Raw genomic sequence first — 15,249 nt, forward strand, 5'->3', positions numbered from 1 at the left:
ATCCTATTAGAAATACAGCAACGCTTGATCGGGCAACAATTTCAATTCTTCTAGCCGAAGATGCGCACCGAATTTAGAAGCTAATGCTTCATACAAACGTGCATCGTACGCTACGCCATAGGCATGATCTCCTACGTAAAAAACAGGAAGATGGCGATTGCCAACATCGTAGCAGAAATCACCAATCACCGCTGGATCTTCGGCGGACAATACCATGCAAGTACAGGGCAACGTACTGATGCGCACATACCTATTCGCATCTTGATAAATGATCTGGCCATCCGCCAGATATTTGCCGTGACGACGTTGCAGATGAAGCGCCGTACCTTGCACGGTTTTTCGCTTGATGAACGATCTTCCAGCTTCAAACCATTCGATATACAGTTGCTCCTCTTGCAAATCTGCTGAAGCCAACGCTAAATTTTCATCGCTTACTTGTAGCATATGCTTTTATTCAGAAACCGAAGCAGCTATTTTTTTAGCGGCCACCCGTTCTTTCAACCAGTTGCACCATTCATCCAACCCGTCTCCTTTCAAACTACTGATGGAGATCACGTCCAGATTTGGATTTACTTCCCGCGCATCTTTGGTGACAGCATCTATCGAGAATGGCACGTAAGGTAACAAGTCTGCTTTAGATACGACCATGAGTTCGCTGGTCAAAAACATACGCGGATATTTTTTGGGTTTGTCATCTCCTTCTGTTGACGCTAATAGGGTTACACGATAGTCCTCACCCAAATCGAAAGCTGCTGGACACACGAGGTTACCGACATTTTCAATAAAAAGTAGATCTACCTGATCGAGATTGATGTGATCTAATGCTTGTAAAATCATCTGTGCTTCAATATGGCACATACCGCCTGTCACGATTTGCAAGGCATTGATGCCGACTTCGCGCATGCGAATGGCATCGCGTTCCGTCTCCGGATCGCCTACCAATACCGCGATGTTTAGATCTTTACCGAGGCGCTTGCCAGTTTCCTGCATCAAAGTGGTCTTGCCGCTGCCTGGCGACGAACAGATATTGATGACGCAAATATCGGTCAACCGATCACGAATGGCTTTCGCAACAAAATCATTGGCTTTTAATAAATTAAGGGAGGTATTTTCACATTGCACAGAGCCTACCGGCATCTGATTGCTTTTTGGGCTTATCGTATTAATCATATAGCTTCTTTTTTAAATATAACCTGACTTATTCTCAACTCTTCTCCTTGTATCACTTGACTGGATGGCGTGCCGCAGTTACACACAAAACGGTGAAACACGACTTCAAATGCTTCCTGACAGTTTTCGCAGAAAGCGTGTATGGGCAGCACCTTCACCTCCAACTCCACCTCAGCAAACTGCGGTTCGTCGATCACATAAGCTTCAAAGGCGTTTTGAATCAGAATAGGCTGGATGTTGCTCAGCAATCCAGCCTCCAATTGGATCTTCACGATGGATTGATACCGATCCGGATACTCCTGTTGCAGCGTGTCGAAGATTTCTTGTACTATACCTGTTTCGTGCATAATAATTTGCTTCTTCCTAATTACGCAGCCTTAGATCTTTTTTGTTTTTTCGCTGTCGTTACCAATTTTTCTTTTTGGGTATCTATAGACTCCTTAGCTGGCTGCTCTTTGTTATTATCGTTCGTTTGTGGATCGTCAATAATCTCGTTTAATGATTGCTGATGCTGCGTAAACTCCCAACACATCTGTCCAAGCATAGAAAGAAAGTTGTATAAAAGTTCTCCATCATTGCCTAGTGCGCGTAGTAAAATGGTGTTTTCGCCCGCATCTGTAAATCCAAAAGATATATCTTCGTATTCTCCAGCAAGTATCTCATCCATTTCCAATTTCATGCCTTCCGCATAAGGGCTAGCATAAATAAAAGTAGCCTGATGCGTATAACCCTCGAAAAAAAGCATTCCTCGTACTGGTTGATCCGCTGTCTTTAGACATTGATTATCATTAAAAATCAACTGATTATTCCGAAACAAGGTGGTACGCGTATGCACTTTATTAAAGACAAAGGCTTCATTCATATAAATTCTTCCTGCACCCAGAATATCACCCCAAATCAACGTGGATGATGTTTCCATATGGATCTTATTTTCTGCTTTGAAGATCGCATCTTTGAATGGCGTCACTGGATGTGGAATATAATGCAAGATACTATTTTCTTTCAAGTTAACAAACGTATCTTGAAAAGCACCTTCTTTCATGGGGTGCAACTTATTAAACGATTGTGTAAACAATTTCATGTGTGCTTCCGGCTTTACATTCACATTGATCGTAAGTCGATCTCTGTCCATGATACCCGGGGAAGCACTCATGATGATCATTTCTAAATGTGCTTGAGCTCGTGGCGCACCGTAATGCGTCAATTTATACGGTGCATTATGATAGCTTTCTTTCAAAACACTATGGCCATCTTCCCGTTCGACATTGATATTGATCCTGCTCTCCATTGGGGGGATTTAGTTTTCTAATAAAGCGTATTTTTTGATCCAACTTTTCACCTCTTCCAGACCTTGCAAAGTCATCAAATTGGTAAAAATAAATGGTCGTTCTCCGCGCATCCGTTTGGTATCGCTCTCCATCACAGATAGATCTGCATGCACGTAAGGTGCTAAGTCTATCTTATTGATAAGCAATAGATCCGAACGGGTGATTCCCGGCCCGCCTTTACGAGGGATTTTTTCACCCTCCGCCACATCAATCACGAAGATCGTTACATCAGCCAGATCTGGACTAAAGGTAGCGGTCAGGTTGTCTCCACCACTTTCGACAAAAACAATTTCGGTGTCTGGGAAACGGGTTACTAATTCTTCTACCGCTTCAATATTCATAGACGCATCTTCCCGAATAGCCGTATGCGGGCAACCGCCTGTTTCTACCCCGGCGATGCGCTCTGCGGGCAGCGTCGAATTCTTCTGCAAGAATTGCGCATCTTCTCGCGTATAGATATCATTGGTCACGACACAAATGCTGTAATCCGACGCCATCTGTCGTGTTAATCTTTCTATCAGTGCCGTTTTGCCGGAGCCTACTGGCCCTGCGACACCTATTTTTACATACTTTCTTTCCATGGTATTTTTTACGATATATAAATCCGCGTATATAATTTCTCATGTTGCATACAGCGCAGATCCTGTGCTACACAGCAGTTGCCTAGCATATCTTCCTCCATATGTACTTGGTTCTTTACCAATTCCTGAATCAATCCCTGCATGTCGAACAAGATTTGTTGCCCATCCATTTGGCTGATGGGTACCAGCTTCGCACAGTTTGTCACGATGCCATTCAACGTGTTGTAGTAAAATGCACTTAGCGCATCTTCGTACGTAATCATTTGTGATTGTGCGTACATAGCGAAAGCGATAGGATAATGGCCACCTGCTTCTCCACTTTGTATGGCTTGCAAATACGTCTTGCATCGGCGTACCGAGCCAAAACCATCTACTACTTTTAGAAAACGAATAGCAAGCTTTTTACTGGCCTGCCGAATCTCATAAGGAGATTTGAAAGAGCTGACTAATCGATCTAGCTCCAATAATTTCACTTTAGAAAATTTCCCTTCGCACAGCTGCCATGCTTTAGCGAAAAAAGCAGCATCATTATAAAACATATTGTAACGCAACATGCTTTCAGCATAGGATTTTGTGGTGGCACTATTGTGCACCAAGCCTTTATGGATATAGGTCTCTAATCCGTAGGAGTGTGTAAAACTGCCTATCGGAAATACAGAATCATTAATTTGAAGCAGGGTCAATAATGGATTCATCTACGTTTTTTGCTAGGGTTACTCTAAATTTTGTTTTACGTGTCCACTGATGTATTTTCAGGGTTTGTGTTTGCTCTAAGATGGCCTCGGCCTGCGCTACCTCATACCCTTTTTTTTCAAACAAGCGATGTAGTGGTGCTTCATAAGCCACCATTACTTTATGAGCCGATTTGATAGCAATTGGTACATGCCGGTTTCCAATATCAAAACAAACTTTGGCCATCTCCAGACTATTTCTGGGCTGAATAAATAGACATTGGCAAGGCAACACGCGCACCGAAATACAGATCTCCGGATCTTGATGTAACACATCTCCCGTGCGTAACGGGATCGCCTTTAAGTTTTTAAAGCCGATCTCGCGCCCGTGTATTGTACTACGCCGTAAGATGCCACTATCTAGGTCAAACCAATCTAACTCCAGATAATCCATTTCCAAATCATTGAAGCGATCAGGTTCGGTCTGTGTGTTGCCTACTATGTCTGTTGCCAGAATCATTAAAATAAGAAGTAACGCTGTGCCATCGGCAACTCCGCCAAAGGCTCACACGTAGCTAATACGCCATCTACCGTTACATCATATGTTTCTGGATCTACTACGATGTTTGGTGTCGCATCGTTGTGTATCATATCTTTCTTCATCACAGTACGGCATCCTTCTACTGGCAGACTTTTTCTGGCTAGACCTAGAGAGGCGATAGTGCCGTTTTCTATAGAGATTTTCGACACGAAATTGAAACATATACTGGTCATGGCTTTACCAAAATTTCCAAACATCTGACGATAAAGTACAGGTTGAGGCATCGGAATTGAGCCATTGGCATCTCCCATTTTGGCGGCTAGGATCATACCTCCTTTGATAATCAGCTCTGGTTTCACTCCAAACATTTCTGGCTTCCAAAGCACCAAATCGGCGTGTTTACCGACTTCTATGGAACCCACGTATTTGTCAATACCGTGTGCTTTGGCTGGGTTGATCGTATACTTTGAAATGTATCGCTTTACACGGAAGTTATCGTTGCCGGTACCATTGTCTTTTTCTAACGGCCCGCGTTGTATTTTCATCTTATGTGCCGTCTGAAATGTACGAGAGATCACCTCGCCAACCCTGCCCATCGCTTGGCTGTCTGAGCTCATGATAGAGAATACGCCCATATCCTGCAGAATATCTTCCGCAGCGATAGATTGTGGACGAATACGAGAATCGGCAAAGTCTACATCCTCTTTAACGCTTTTGTCCAAATGGTGTACCACCATCAACATATCTAAATGCTCGTCTACCGTATTCACGGTAAAAGGTTTGGTCGGGTTTGTCGAAGCTGGCAAGATGTTGGGATACATCGCAATTTTGATAATATCCGGCGCGTGACCTCCTCCGGCACCTTCGGTATGAAATGTATGGATCACACGGCCATCAATAGCAGCTACGGTATCTTCTAGGAAGCCCGCCTCGTTTAGCGTATCGGTATGAATAGCTACCTGCACATCGTACTTATCTGCTACTTTTAACGCGGCATCAATAGTCGCCGGTGTGGCACCCCAGTCTTCGTGAATTTTTACGCCTAGTGCACCTGCTTCAATTTGCTCTTCAATTGGCCGTGTCGTAGACACATTACCTTTACCAAAAAATCCGACATTAATCGGTAACGTTTCGAAGGCTTCCAGCATCTTGTGGATGTGCCACTTGCCCGGAGTAACTGTGGTGGCATTGGTACCATCTGCTGGACCAGTACCGCCACCGATAAACGTAGTCACGCCACTATATAGTGCTGTTTCTATCTGCGTCGGACTGATAAAATGGATATGTGTATCAATACCTCCAGCGGTCAGGATCATGCCTGCTCCACCATGTACTTCTGTAGAGGCGCCAATGATCATGCCTGGGGTGATACCATCTTGGGTATCTGGGTTTCCGGCCTTTCCGATCCCAACAATTTTACCGTCTTTGATACCAACATCACCTTTTACAATACCCCAGTGGTCGATAACGATCACGTTACTGATGCAAAAATCAAGCACATCTTCATCTCGCAATGCCCGCGCTGACTGCCCCATTCCGTCGCGAATGGTTTTTCCGCCACCAAACTTATTTTCCTCGCCATATACGGCGTAATCCTTTTCGATTTCGATCATTAACTCGGTATCCGCCAAACGAACCCGGTCGCCAGTCGTCGGACCGAAGAGGGAAGCATACCTGTCTCGTGGAATGTATAACTCACCATCTTCATAACGGATAGACGATTTGTCCAGTCCAAGTTTTTCCAACCCTAAAGCATTCAGCTTCGTCGTAGCAATACTGGCAGAGGCCAATCCTACGATCTTAATCCAGTCTCTTCTATTCCATTCACCCATAATACACGAATTTTTGGTGTTACTGTGTTGATTTGTACTTCTGTTTTTTCATCTTCGCCATAGCGGCTTTCTTCACCTTCTCGTCGGTATACTTCCCGTTGGTAAGTCCATTGAAGCCGTAAATCTCCCGCGCTCCTCCCATTTCGACCAAGATGACATCTTTCTTCTCTCCAGGCTCGAAACGGATCGCCGTACTGGCCGGAATATTTAGCCGCATACCATAGGCTTCTTCGCGCACAAAATCCAAGGATTTGTTGACTTCGAAGAAGTGGTAATGAGAGCCTACTTGAATGGGGCGATCACCTGTATTTGCGACAGCAATTGTGGTGGTGCGATAGCCCACGTTTGCCTTAATGTCGTCTGCTTTTAAAAAATATTCTCCTGGTACCATATGTATCAATTTTACGTTATCTAATAGGATCGTGTACAGTCACTAGTTTAGTGCCATCTGGGAAGGTAACTTCAATTTGCACATCGTGAATCATCTCTGGCACTCCTTCCATCACCTGCTTACGCTTTAATAGTTTGGTGCCCCATTCCATCAGTTCTGCCACCGTTTTACCGTCGCGGGCTTTTTCCATCAGTTCGGCACTGATGTAGGCGATACTTTCTGGATAATTGAGTTTCACGCCGCGTTTCAGGCGTTTTGCGGCAAGATCTCCCGCCATGTGCAACATCAACTTTTCTATTTCTCTTGGTGTTAAATGCATTTTCTATTAGTATTAGATAAGACCTTCTTTATAAATCATTCTAGTAAACTGGAATTGTAAAATACCCCCCGACAGCAATCCGGCTGAATTGCACATTATCTATATTCAATTCATTCGAATAACTGACGTTATTGCCAATGTATCCGAGATAAAAACGTAAGTCTTGATTGTTAAATGGCTTGTGTTGCAGTGCCGCAAAGTAAGTGTAGTTGGTGCGAAAATCGCTACCAAAGGTATCATCGTCTCGACTGCCAGCGGTTTCGATAGCACCTTTCAACGCTAATTCCCATTTGTCTGTTAGGAACTGATCGTAGCGCAATACCGCAGATTTGTACACAATATTCTTAGCCAGTTGACGGGATGATCCAGTCATCGCGTAGAAATCATTGATGGCATTGGAAGCGATGAGCGCATGATCCACACCCAAGCGCGAATACTGCAAATCCAGATAAACCATTTGTCTGGCCGTCAGAAATTTATTGGCCAAGGACACCGCTTGCGTTGGTTTGCCTTCGGCAAATTGCGCTAAGTTATAAGACCATTTGGTATGAAATCGCTGATCTGCAAATGCTCCGACCCAAGTCAAATAACCACCAATTGGTGCTTTGGCACGTTGTAAGTCGCCGGCAACAAAACCATTATTCGCCAAATGCGTATCAAAGGAATTGTTGACTGTATTATACATTTGAATATGGAAGCTATGATCAGGGTTGAGATCATAGGATAGCTTTCCGCCCACCACAAATAGATTCAGGATTCTGTCTACATAATCGGTAAATAGGAATTCGTAAATAGGATTGTTCTGAAACTCAAAAGAACCTACCATCGCACTTTGCTTACCTAAGGTCACGGCCCAGTCTCTATTTTTCCCGAATTTGTATTTCATAAAAGCAAAATCCAAGGCTTGCGAGGAGTTATCTAAGCCGGATTGTGCAAATGAACGATTGAGCCTAAACCGAATATTGTACGACAGACGATCATTGTATTCGCCATGAAATAAAATACGGGCTTCTTCAAGGTTGAAGCGTGCCAAAGCATCTTCTTTACCCAAATTGTCGGCATCAAAAGCAGACCGCATCAAGAAATCAAATTTGAATAATTGAGCGCGGTCGTTCTCCTTCGCGGCGCTGGTATCCACCTGATTCAGACCTAATGCTGGAATGAACGCTTCGCGTTCTTCCTGTGCTTGCACATAGAAGGCCAAACTACTTAGAAAAAATATTGCTACAATGTGCTTCATTATGGAGTATAAAGTATGCGTGTTAGCAAGGATACTTTATACTCTTAAGAATGCATTAAGAACGAGATTAGAATAGTCTTAGAGCGCGGTGCGCTTGGGCAATATCACGCTGACGTGCGTCCCCTCTCCTTCGATGGAATGGATCAAGAGATTACCATCATGCAAATCAACAATATTTTTGGCCAAAAGAAGACCCAGACCAGTTCCTTGAATATTGCGAACGTTGCTGGCGCGAAAGAAGGAATCGTACACATAATCCTTTTCGTTGGAAGGAATGCCTACTCCTTGGTCTTTGATATCGATCACAAAATCATTCTCCTGACTTTTGAGGGAGATAATTACTTCCGCTTCCTTGCCATACTTACACGCATTAGAAACGATATTGCTCAGGGCGATAAACAAGAGATTTTCATTACCAAACACTTCCAATAATTCTCCCACCTCGGGCGTTGTAGCTAAGTCCAAATAGATGGATGGATGACCACTAGCCTTGCTCTCCGACCTCAATACCCGAAACAACACCTCATCTAGCCGCACATTGGAATAATCCTTCTTGCTATCCTCCAAACCAGATCGTGCAATAATCAATAGGTTATTGATCATCGTAATAATCTGATCGGTTTCATTAATAATCCGCAGCAGCGACTGAGTAGATTCTTTGTTTAATCCCGGTTCTTGCACCGCTAGCTCGGCTTCGCCTTTGATAATCGTGAGCGGCGTGCGAAAAGAATGCGAGGCATTCGCCACAAAACTTTTCTGAGAATTCACCGATACCTCCAGCCGCTCGATCATCTGATTAAAACTTTCGATCAACGTGGAAATCTCATCATGTGCTTTGTTTGAGTTGGCTATCCGCAGATTAAGATTGGCAATACTTATTTTATTAATTTCTTGGTTAATGCTAGCAATTGGTTTGATGATGTGCCGTGCAAACAGACAGGAGATCAACGCCACGATGAGCATACAAACACCGGCCGCATTGAGTAGTGTACGATCTAAACTCACCTGCTCTGCTAAGCCATAATCATCTCTACCAGAGGATATCACAATTAAATGCTTGTCGTCATTGGGGTCTGAAAAATGTAGCGCAAGATAGGCGGTATCAAGATTCATGTATTGCGCTCTTCCGTGCGCAATTACATTTTGGTAAAAATCGGATGGAACGGGTAAATTGGGTTTTACAAAGACATCCGAATGCTGCTTACCTACCCGAATAATATAATCCTTACCGGCAGATAATTGCCGCAGGTACGTGCGCATGATCTCATAGTAAATCTCGTTGATATGCTCTGCTTCCTCAATCGTATGTTTACCAACAATCTGCGCATTCTCTTCCAATCGATGAAAGAATTTTGTACGTAAGCTATCTCGGGTGAAATAGGATATGTAGATCGCAAATCCTGCAATGAGCGCCCAACAAATCAGATTGAATAATACGATGATTTTAGTTTGCAGTTTCATCAGGGTCTTTTAGAATATAGCCCATGCCGACCTTCGTATGTAATAGCTTTTTTTCGTAACCTTTATCAATTTTATTACGAAGGTAATTGATATAGACATCGACGACATTCGTGCTCAGGTTGAACTCCATATTCCATACGTTTTCCAGAATATCTATTCGGGAAACGACGCGTTTAGCCGATCGGATCAGGTATTCGAGCAACCTAAATTCTGTCGCAGTAAGGGCAATGGGGTTTCCTGCTCGCGAAGCGCTTTTACTATCTAGATCTAAATGCAGATCTGCTATTGATAAGGTGTTATTTTCCTGCTTTTCAACGGTATCTGTTTTCTTCCTCAGAAAGCGGTTGACTCTCGCTTTGAGTTCGGCCATATTGAAGGGCTTGGTGAGATAATCGTCCGCGTCATTTTCAAAACCATCCACGATATCTTCGGGCTGATCGAGAGCGGAAAGAATTAATACCGGCACCTGACGACCATGTTCACGAATTTTTTTACAGACCTTTAAACCATCCATTCCGGGCAGCATAATGTCTAAAATAATGAGATCATACGTATTGGACAATGCCATCTCTAAACCCGAAGGACCAGATAAAGCAACAGAAATATTAAAGTTTGGATCAGCCAAACCACGACGAATCAATGATACCACGGCGGTATCATCTTCAACCAACAGAACTTCCATCATAGCTAATCCAATTTTACATTTTCAATTTGCGACTTCATCATACTTGGCAGTGATAACCCCAAATATATTTAAATTATTGAGTAGTATACTGGTCAGCAGATAGATTTGTCCAGACATCAAAGCAATCGTCGTAATGTGATCCATATTTTTTACGAAGTCGGTGCTTGGCTTTACGAATTGATTCCTGACCTACGCCAAGCAGATTAGCCATCTCGTGGTTGCTAACACCGATTTTTTGCAATAGCACAATACGTAATTGAGATTCCGTAATACCCGTCAACTGTTGTATCACATGATCGTAAAATTCGCGATACTCCACGACGAACACCCTTTTGAAGCGATACCAGTTATCTTCACTCATCAAATGTTCTGACAAGAGATCTTCCAGTTTCTCGCGTTGTGCCACATCTGTATTTGTCGTTGCACTTTCTAACTTGCTCACCTCTTCTTTGAGATGGTCAATCGCCGCGTTACGCTCTTCAATAAACTTGCGGTAAGATTTTATCGTATGTTGCACCTGCTCATACCTATTGTCTGACTTATATTTTGCCAGCTCAATTGTCGCAATTTTATGCTCAAATACGGCATGTTGCAGGCGTAACGATCTTAATTTTGATATCCGTAAAGAAACCGCTAGAATGATTAACAACGTACAAATCACCAGTAACGCAATACCTATTAAATTAGACTTCTGCAACTTGGTTTCATTTGTTAATCTACTCCATTCTGCCTGTTCACGTAAGAGCGTCAGTTTTACATTTTTCACGGCTTCGGAACCGTCCTTATGTTTGAGTTGCTCTTCTACCTCCCGTAACTTGTGATAGAGCGTTAGCTGTGATTTCTCCTCATCGAAATGTTGATATAACTGCAACTTTAACAGGATAATTTCTTGTTGAAATCCGAGGAGATTATCCTTCTCTGCTACAAAATCTTCCGCTTTATCTAATTGAGCATTAGCTTCCTCCCATCGTTGCATAGCGATGTATAGCCTGCTAAGTCTAATTTGTGCATACATCGCATTGCGTCCTTCACCGTGCATTTCCGATAAAGCAATATCGTTCAATAATAGTTGCTCTGCATCCGCCATATTGCCAGATTTCATATCGATCAAAGCAATCTCACCTAAGGCTTTCGCATAGCGAATGGGATCGCGGTCTTTTGCCCCAGCTTTAGCATAGAGAAAATAGTTTCTAGCTTGAGTCGTATCTTCTAAGGAAAGGTGTTCATATCCCAAACTATACTGTATAATCGCAGTATCTTTAGCACCAATATTTGGAGAAGATAATGCGTGCTCCAAATTGTCGATCGCCAGCTGATGATCGCCGATATTACCAAAAAAATAAGCGTTTTTTATGAGACAATCTACCGGATCTATCTCGGCTTCAAAATCTGGAATCGTAAAGTACTTAGAAGCTTGCACGAAGTAAGGCAAAGCCTGTTCTAATTGTGTCAAGCGGTAATAATAAAAGCCAATCTGTGACTTGACCCACACCGACAAACTCGGATAGCCGACTTGCATGGACAGGGAATCGGCTCTTTTTAATAGCCATTCGGTTTCTCGCTGGGTTTGGGTTTGATTGGCCGCATCTTGTTGCGCTTGCCGGATCATTTGGATGACTTGGAGTACACCTTTTTCTCTTGTATTCTCCGCTTTTATAGCCGCGAGGCCAGATGCTGCTTTTGCGGAAGCAGGATCACTTCGCTCTTGTACAAGCGTAGCATTTACCTGCTGCACAAAACCCTTATCAATTGGCTCGGTACAGGCAACGCAGAATATCAACGACAATAAGAAAACAAATAAATTAGGCAGTCGCATTCCAAAAGGCTTGATTTTACGAAGATACGCAAATTTATCAGCTCAATCGCAATAGACGCTGCCTAACATTTTTTTGCTATCGAAAACTATTGTATAGGACGGCTTCGCAAAAAGTCTTGCGCATGGCGCATCGCTTCCTGTTGCGAGCTAGCCGTGGACAATAGCTCAAATGATTTTACGCCGGACTGCGTCAACCAATCCGTCCAAAACAACTGCAAAATTTCCCAATCGGAAGGATGATGCTTCGCGCGCCCAGTTGAATCGACAGACCGATCGTACATTTCCATCACCAATACATTTAGATTGTTGAGTAATGGGTTTTCAACGGGAATGATGCCATAACCTTCTTGTTGGAAAAAGGCTTTCATGTCATTAGATCCCGATTTTTTAAACGCTGTTCTAAAATCGTCCACTCTCTTTGAATCTAAGAAATAGCATCTATTGCCTTCGCAATTTTGCTTGCCATACAAGCCCGCTTCTATATAGCCATCTGTAAGCAGTACGAGTACATTGCAGGCGAAAGATCTGTTCATACTATGCTGCTTTTTATTTAGCACCGTGTCAATAGAATTATCCAACAGATTACTTTTGATGCCGTTCTTAAAATAAGACCACACATCTGCCTTCATATTCTTCTGGAGAACTGCATCATTCAATTTTGTATATGCTAGCTTAAATTTCTTCGTGTCTTGATCTAGATTCTCCACACTTTGATTCGTTAGGTATTGAATGCGCTCCGCCTGATTTTTACCAAAACGTCCTAAGTTGAGCTCCATATCTGCCATCACATAACCACCACCCATCTTTTGATTGATAAAATCAACCCGCAGAACATCCTGCTGACCTGTTTTGCGCAGTCCTTTCGTTTTCTTACCCAAGTCATAAGTGACGATTTCTGGATAAAAAGCATCTAAAAAGCCCTCTACAATGGCAACATCAGAGAGTGCTCTTGGATAGAGCGTAGTATCAATGCGATTGGAGAGATCTGGAGCTATGGTAATATTGTAGTGGATATCGTCGAATATTGTCGGTTCTTCTGGGGCTTCATCAGATCCATTACATGACCCCGATAATAAAGAGAAACACAGTAAAAATGTGAAGATTAAGAATTGTTTAGCCTGTAACACGATAGTCTATTTTATTAGTGATAATTTTATTTTCTTGCCATAAATCGATGCTATTATTTGCCATGATAGACATTTCGGTCGCCTTCATAATGGAATATTCTTGATGCAGAAAGTCATTCCAGCCTTCCAGAAAGATGTTAATCCGATCTTTTAACGAGTGTAAAGAAATAGGCAGGTTATCATTCTCTATATGGCTAATGTAGATGTCTGCCGTTTGCTGGATATGCTGCTTTTTCTGATTGAGCAGTAGCATCGCCTTTTCTTTTTCTCTCACGGCTGTAATCGGAGCTTCTTCTATTTCGGCTTGCAAGAGTTGGTTTTCTGCTCGTAAAAGAATATTCTGCTGTTCTAACCCACCATTATCATCGGCCAATTGTCTGATGCTATCTACGCGTTGCTGCTTCCCTACTTCTTGCTGTTTGATGAATGTCTTGCTTTTAAGCGCTGCGTGATCGGGGTTTCGATCTTCAAAATAGCTAATAAACTTGCTGTAGATATACTTAAAAAGGATAAGCCCAAGCGCACCCAATATGAAGACCAAGTAAAAGTTGGTATCGGAAAATATTTTCGTAAAATGCCATTTCTCAATCGTATCGCCTCTTAAAATCATCACCCGATGTACGACCGAAGCTACCTGGTAAGCAATCACAGCGTCTACTAAGAAAATACCTCCCCAAGTAAGACCATCTCGCCAAGAATTGAATCGCGCGATTCGACTAAGCACCGCCAACGCGATCGGAACCAACACAAAAGTAAGCACAAATAAGAGCGCAACAGGTCCTTTCTCCCAAGCATCGGACAAAGCGTAGGGATTAAATACCTCGGGAATATCTACTACCCCAGATTTAAGATTATACTCCGCATCTGCCGCACTATAAATCATAATGTAGGCGGCTGAGGAGTAGAAAATAAATAGATAAAAAAATAAAATAGCCCCAAAAACAAGGAGTGGAATCAACTCGAAATAACGATGCCCCGGACGAATAAAGGTGAGCTTCTGTTCGTTAATTTCCTCATCACATTTCCGAATTTGATCTTCTTCACTTTGTATTTTTTGATTGTTCAGCTTAATTTTTTCGGTGTGAATAGCCATCGTCGAATCATTTGCGATGATAGACGAAGCAGCTTGTTGCTTTTTTAATTCTAACACCGCTTCTACCTGATTCATACCTAAGTCAGATTGATCTCGTGCCGCTTCGGTAGCTTTCAATCGTTGTTCTTCTACCTTGCTCAAAAGACGACGTTTCTTATCATCAATCACATCAATATCATTGATAAACACAGAATAAACCGTATCGAGTGCTTTCGGCAATGTCTGGTGATCGCCATTAGTAGATTTGGCTCTATCAAATCCCTGCTGACGCAATAAGCTTCGATCAAAATTGGCCACTTCGGCAGCAATCATGGAATCCAATACGTCTGCAAAGCTCGAGTCTTTCTTCACTACATCAGGAGCCTTTGGTTTTGCACTATCGTCATCCAGAGCGACTACCAACTGTTGCGCTAGCTGCGCCACTTTATCTTTGGTTTCGTTAAATATTTTGATCATTTTTTCGACCGTTCCAGAGTCATTCGTCACCATGATGCTTTCATTATTATTGTTACGCGCATTCACACTCCAATTGTACGAACCATACAATACCGTGGTTTGATCAATAACACAAAACTTATGATGCATCATCCCGTAACCTGCGCCTCGAACGCGGCAAACAAGCGCGCCCTTCTGAACCAAATTATCAAATGGCAAACGTCTGTTGTCTTCGTTATCAGCTAGGATAATCTCGGCCTTTGTTCCGGAGAGGATTTTCTGTTCCAAAACATCAAACAATTCCTGATCAGTAAACCAAGATGCGGCGATCAGTATTTCGCTTTGAGCAGATTGTAGTTGCGACACGATGGCGGCATGAATCGCCTCATTGTCGTGAATAATCTGTTGATCCAGCGGCACGGGCTGCTTATCTACAGACGTGGAGGTGAAGAGAGTTTTTAAATTCATCGGTATGCATTTCATAGTTTACGGTCGAGCCGCACTATGCGCCTAATCCGTGGTTTGTTAATGCACCAAAAGTAGTGGCTTCTTTCGGAAT

At 42.8% G+C, this 15,249-nt stretch carries 16 protein-coding genes; all 16 read right to left on the reverse strand.

Annotated elements, in window-relative coordinates; translation table 11 throughout:
• Window positions 1-6: 6 nt before the first annotated feature.
• Window positions 7-444, reverse strand: coding sequence for an urease accessory protein UreE (locus tag AC3IRT_RS13020; protein WP_489393646.1), 438 nt, complete (start codon window positions 442-444; stop codon window positions 7-9).
• Between the two features lie 6 nt (window positions 445-450).
• Complete coding sequence (gene hypB, locus AC3IRT_RS13025) at window positions 451-1,170, reverse strand: hydrogenase nickel incorporation protein HypB (protein ID WP_489393647.1); 720 nt, start codon at window positions 1,168-1,170, stop codon at window positions 451-453.
• Window positions 1,167-1,517 (reverse strand): hydrogenase maturation nickel metallochaperone HypA/HybF, encoded by a 351-nt coding sequence (locus AC3IRT_RS13030; protein WP_489393648.1) that lies wholly within the window; start codon window positions 1,515-1,517, stop codon window positions 1,167-1,169. Before AC3IRT_RS13030 ends, hypB begins: the two co-directional genes overlap by 4 nt.
• Before the next feature lie 20 nt (window positions 1,518-1,537).
• The gene (locus tag AC3IRT_RS13035; protein WP_489393649.1) at window positions 1,538-2,458 is read right to left on the reverse strand and encodes an urease accessory protein UreD; all 921 of its coding nucleotides are present in this window, start codon (window positions 2,456-2,458) and stop codon (window positions 1,538-1,540) included.
• A gap of 9 nt (window positions 2,459-2,467) precedes the next feature.
• The gene (ureG, locus tag AC3IRT_RS13040) at window positions 2,468-3,079 is read right to left on the reverse strand and encodes an urease accessory protein UreG (protein ID WP_489393650.1); all 612 of its coding nucleotides are present in this window, start codon (window positions 3,077-3,079) and stop codon (window positions 2,468-2,470) included.
• Window positions 3,080-3,087: 8 nt separating this feature from the next.
• Window positions 3,088-3,774 carry an urease accessory protein UreF gene (locus AC3IRT_RS13045; protein WP_489393651.1) on the reverse strand — a complete coding sequence of 229 codons (687 nt, stop codon included), beginning with the start codon at window positions 3,772-3,774 and terminating at the stop codon, window positions 3,088-3,090.
• On the reverse strand, window positions 3,743-4,270 hold the full coding sequence (locus AC3IRT_RS13050) for an urease accessory protein UreE (RefSeq protein ID WP_489393652.1): 528 nt from the start codon (window positions 4,268-4,270) through the stop codon (window positions 3,743-3,745). Before AC3IRT_RS13050 ends, AC3IRT_RS13045 begins: the two co-directional genes overlap by 32 nt.
• Window positions 4,270-6,123: an urease subunit alpha gene (gene ureC, locus AC3IRT_RS13055; protein ID WP_489393653.1), complete on the reverse strand. Its 1,854-nt coding sequence runs from the start codon at window positions 6,121-6,123 to the stop codon at window positions 4,270-4,272. The genes AC3IRT_RS13050 and ureC overlap by 1 nt, the downstream gene beginning before the upstream one ends.
• A gap of 19 nt (window positions 6,124-6,142) precedes the next feature.
• Window positions 6,143-6,514 (reverse strand): urease subunit beta, encoded by a 372-nt coding sequence (gene ureB / locus AC3IRT_RS13060; protein ID WP_489393654.1) that lies wholly within the window; start codon window positions 6,512-6,514, stop codon window positions 6,143-6,145.
• 16 nt (window positions 6,515-6,530) lie between these two features.
• Complete coding sequence (gene ureA, locus AC3IRT_RS13065; RefSeq protein ID WP_489393655.1) at window positions 6,531-6,833, reverse strand: urease subunit gamma; 303 nt, start codon at window positions 6,831-6,833, stop codon at window positions 6,531-6,533.
• A gap of 40 nt (window positions 6,834-6,873) precedes the next feature.
• A complete protein-coding gene (locus tag AC3IRT_RS13070; protein ID WP_489393656.1) occupies window positions 6,874-8,073 on the reverse strand; it encodes a porin in 1,200 nt (399 codons plus the stop codon).
• A 78-nt stretch (window positions 8,074-8,151) separates the two neighbouring features.
• Complete coding sequence (locus AC3IRT_RS13075; protein ID WP_489393657.1) at window positions 8,152-9,534, reverse strand: HAMP domain-containing sensor histidine kinase; 1,383 nt, start codon at window positions 9,532-9,534, stop codon at window positions 8,152-8,154.
• Window positions 9,518-10,219, reverse strand: a complete 702-nt coding sequence (locus tag AC3IRT_RS13080) for a response regulator transcription factor (RefSeq protein WP_489393658.1) — start codon at window positions 10,217-10,219, stop codon at window positions 9,518-9,520. The genes AC3IRT_RS13075 and AC3IRT_RS13080 overlap by 17 nt, the downstream gene beginning before the upstream one ends.
• Window positions 10,220-10,292: 73 nt before the next feature.
• Window positions 10,293-12,035: a tetratricopeptide repeat protein gene (locus AC3IRT_RS13085; protein ID WP_489393659.1), complete on the reverse strand. Its 1,743-nt coding sequence runs from the start codon at window positions 12,033-12,035 to the stop codon at window positions 10,293-10,295.
• A gap of 86 nt (window positions 12,036-12,121) precedes the next feature.
• Window positions 12,122-13,162, reverse strand: coding sequence for a hypothetical protein (locus AC3IRT_RS13090; RefSeq protein WP_489393660.1), 1,041 nt, complete (start codon window positions 13,160-13,162; stop codon window positions 12,122-12,124).
• Window positions 13,149-15,158, reverse strand: a complete 2,010-nt coding sequence (locus AC3IRT_RS13095) for a phospholipase D-like domain-containing protein (protein ID WP_489393661.1) — start codon at window positions 15,156-15,158, stop codon at window positions 13,149-13,151. The genes AC3IRT_RS13090 and AC3IRT_RS13095 overlap by 14 nt, the downstream gene beginning before the upstream one ends.
• Window positions 15,159-15,249 lie beyond the last annotated feature (91 nt).

The sequence above is a fragment of the Sphingobacterium sp. KH_072 genome (assembly GCF_057837975.1).

What these genes read in the sequence shown, in the direction of transcription:
- AC3IRT_RS13020 (WP_489393646.1), bottom strand. Translation starts at nt 444, where the DNA reads ATGCTACAAGTAAGCGATGAAAATTTAGCGTTGGCTTCAGCAGATTTG.
- hypB (WP_489393647.1), bottom strand. Translation starts at nt 1,170, where the DNA reads ATGATTAATACGATAAGCCCAAAAAGCAATCAGATGCCGGTAGGCTCT.
- AC3IRT_RS13030 (WP_489393648.1), bottom strand. Translation starts at nt 1,517, where the DNA reads ATGCACGAAACAGGTATAGTACAAGAAATCTTCGACACGCTGCAACAG.
- AC3IRT_RS13035 (WP_489393649.1), bottom strand. Translation starts at nt 2,458, where the DNA reads ATGGAGAGCAGGATCAATATCAATGTCGAACGGGAAGATGGCCATAGT.
- ureG (WP_489393650.1), bottom strand. Translation starts at nt 3,079, where the DNA reads ATGGAAAGAAAGTATGTAAAAATAGGTGTCGCAGGGCCAGTAGGCTCC.
- AC3IRT_RS13045 (WP_489393651.1), bottom strand. Translation starts at nt 3,774, where the DNA reads ATGAATCCATTATTGACCCTGCTTCAAATTAATGATTCTGTATTTCCG.
- AC3IRT_RS13050 (WP_489393652.1), bottom strand. Translation starts at nt 4,270, where the DNA reads ATGATTCTGGCAACAGACATAGTAGGCAACACACAGACCGAACCTGAT.
- ureC (WP_489393653.1), bottom strand. Translation starts at nt 6,123, where the DNA reads ATGGGTGAATGGAATAGAAGAGACTGGATTAAGATCGTAGGATTGGCC.
- ureB (WP_489393654.1), bottom strand. Translation starts at nt 6,514, where the DNA reads ATGGTACCAGGAGAATATTTTTTAAAAGCAGACGACATTAAGGCAAAC.
- ureA (WP_489393655.1), bottom strand. Translation starts at nt 6,833, where the DNA reads ATGCATTTAACACCAAGAGAAATAGAAAAGTTGATGTTGCACATGGCG.
- AC3IRT_RS13070 (WP_489393656.1), bottom strand. Translation starts at nt 8,073, where the DNA reads ATGAAGCACATTGTAGCAATATTTTTTCTAAGTAGTTTGGCCTTCTAT.
- AC3IRT_RS13075 (WP_489393657.1), bottom strand. Translation starts at nt 9,534, where the DNA reads ATGAAACTGCAAACTAAAATCATCGTATTATTCAATCTGATTTGTTGG.
- AC3IRT_RS13080 (WP_489393658.1), bottom strand. Translation starts at nt 10,219, where the DNA reads ATGATGGAAGTTCTGTTGGTTGAAGATGATACCGCCGTGGTATCATTG.
- AC3IRT_RS13085 (WP_489393659.1), bottom strand. Translation starts at nt 12,035, where the DNA reads ATGCGACTGCCTAATTTATTTGTTTTCTTATTGTCGTTGATATTCTGC.
- AC3IRT_RS13095 (WP_489393661.1), bottom strand. Translation starts at nt 15,158, where the DNA reads ATGAATTTAAAAACTCTCTTCACCTCCACGTCTGTAGATAAGCAGCCC.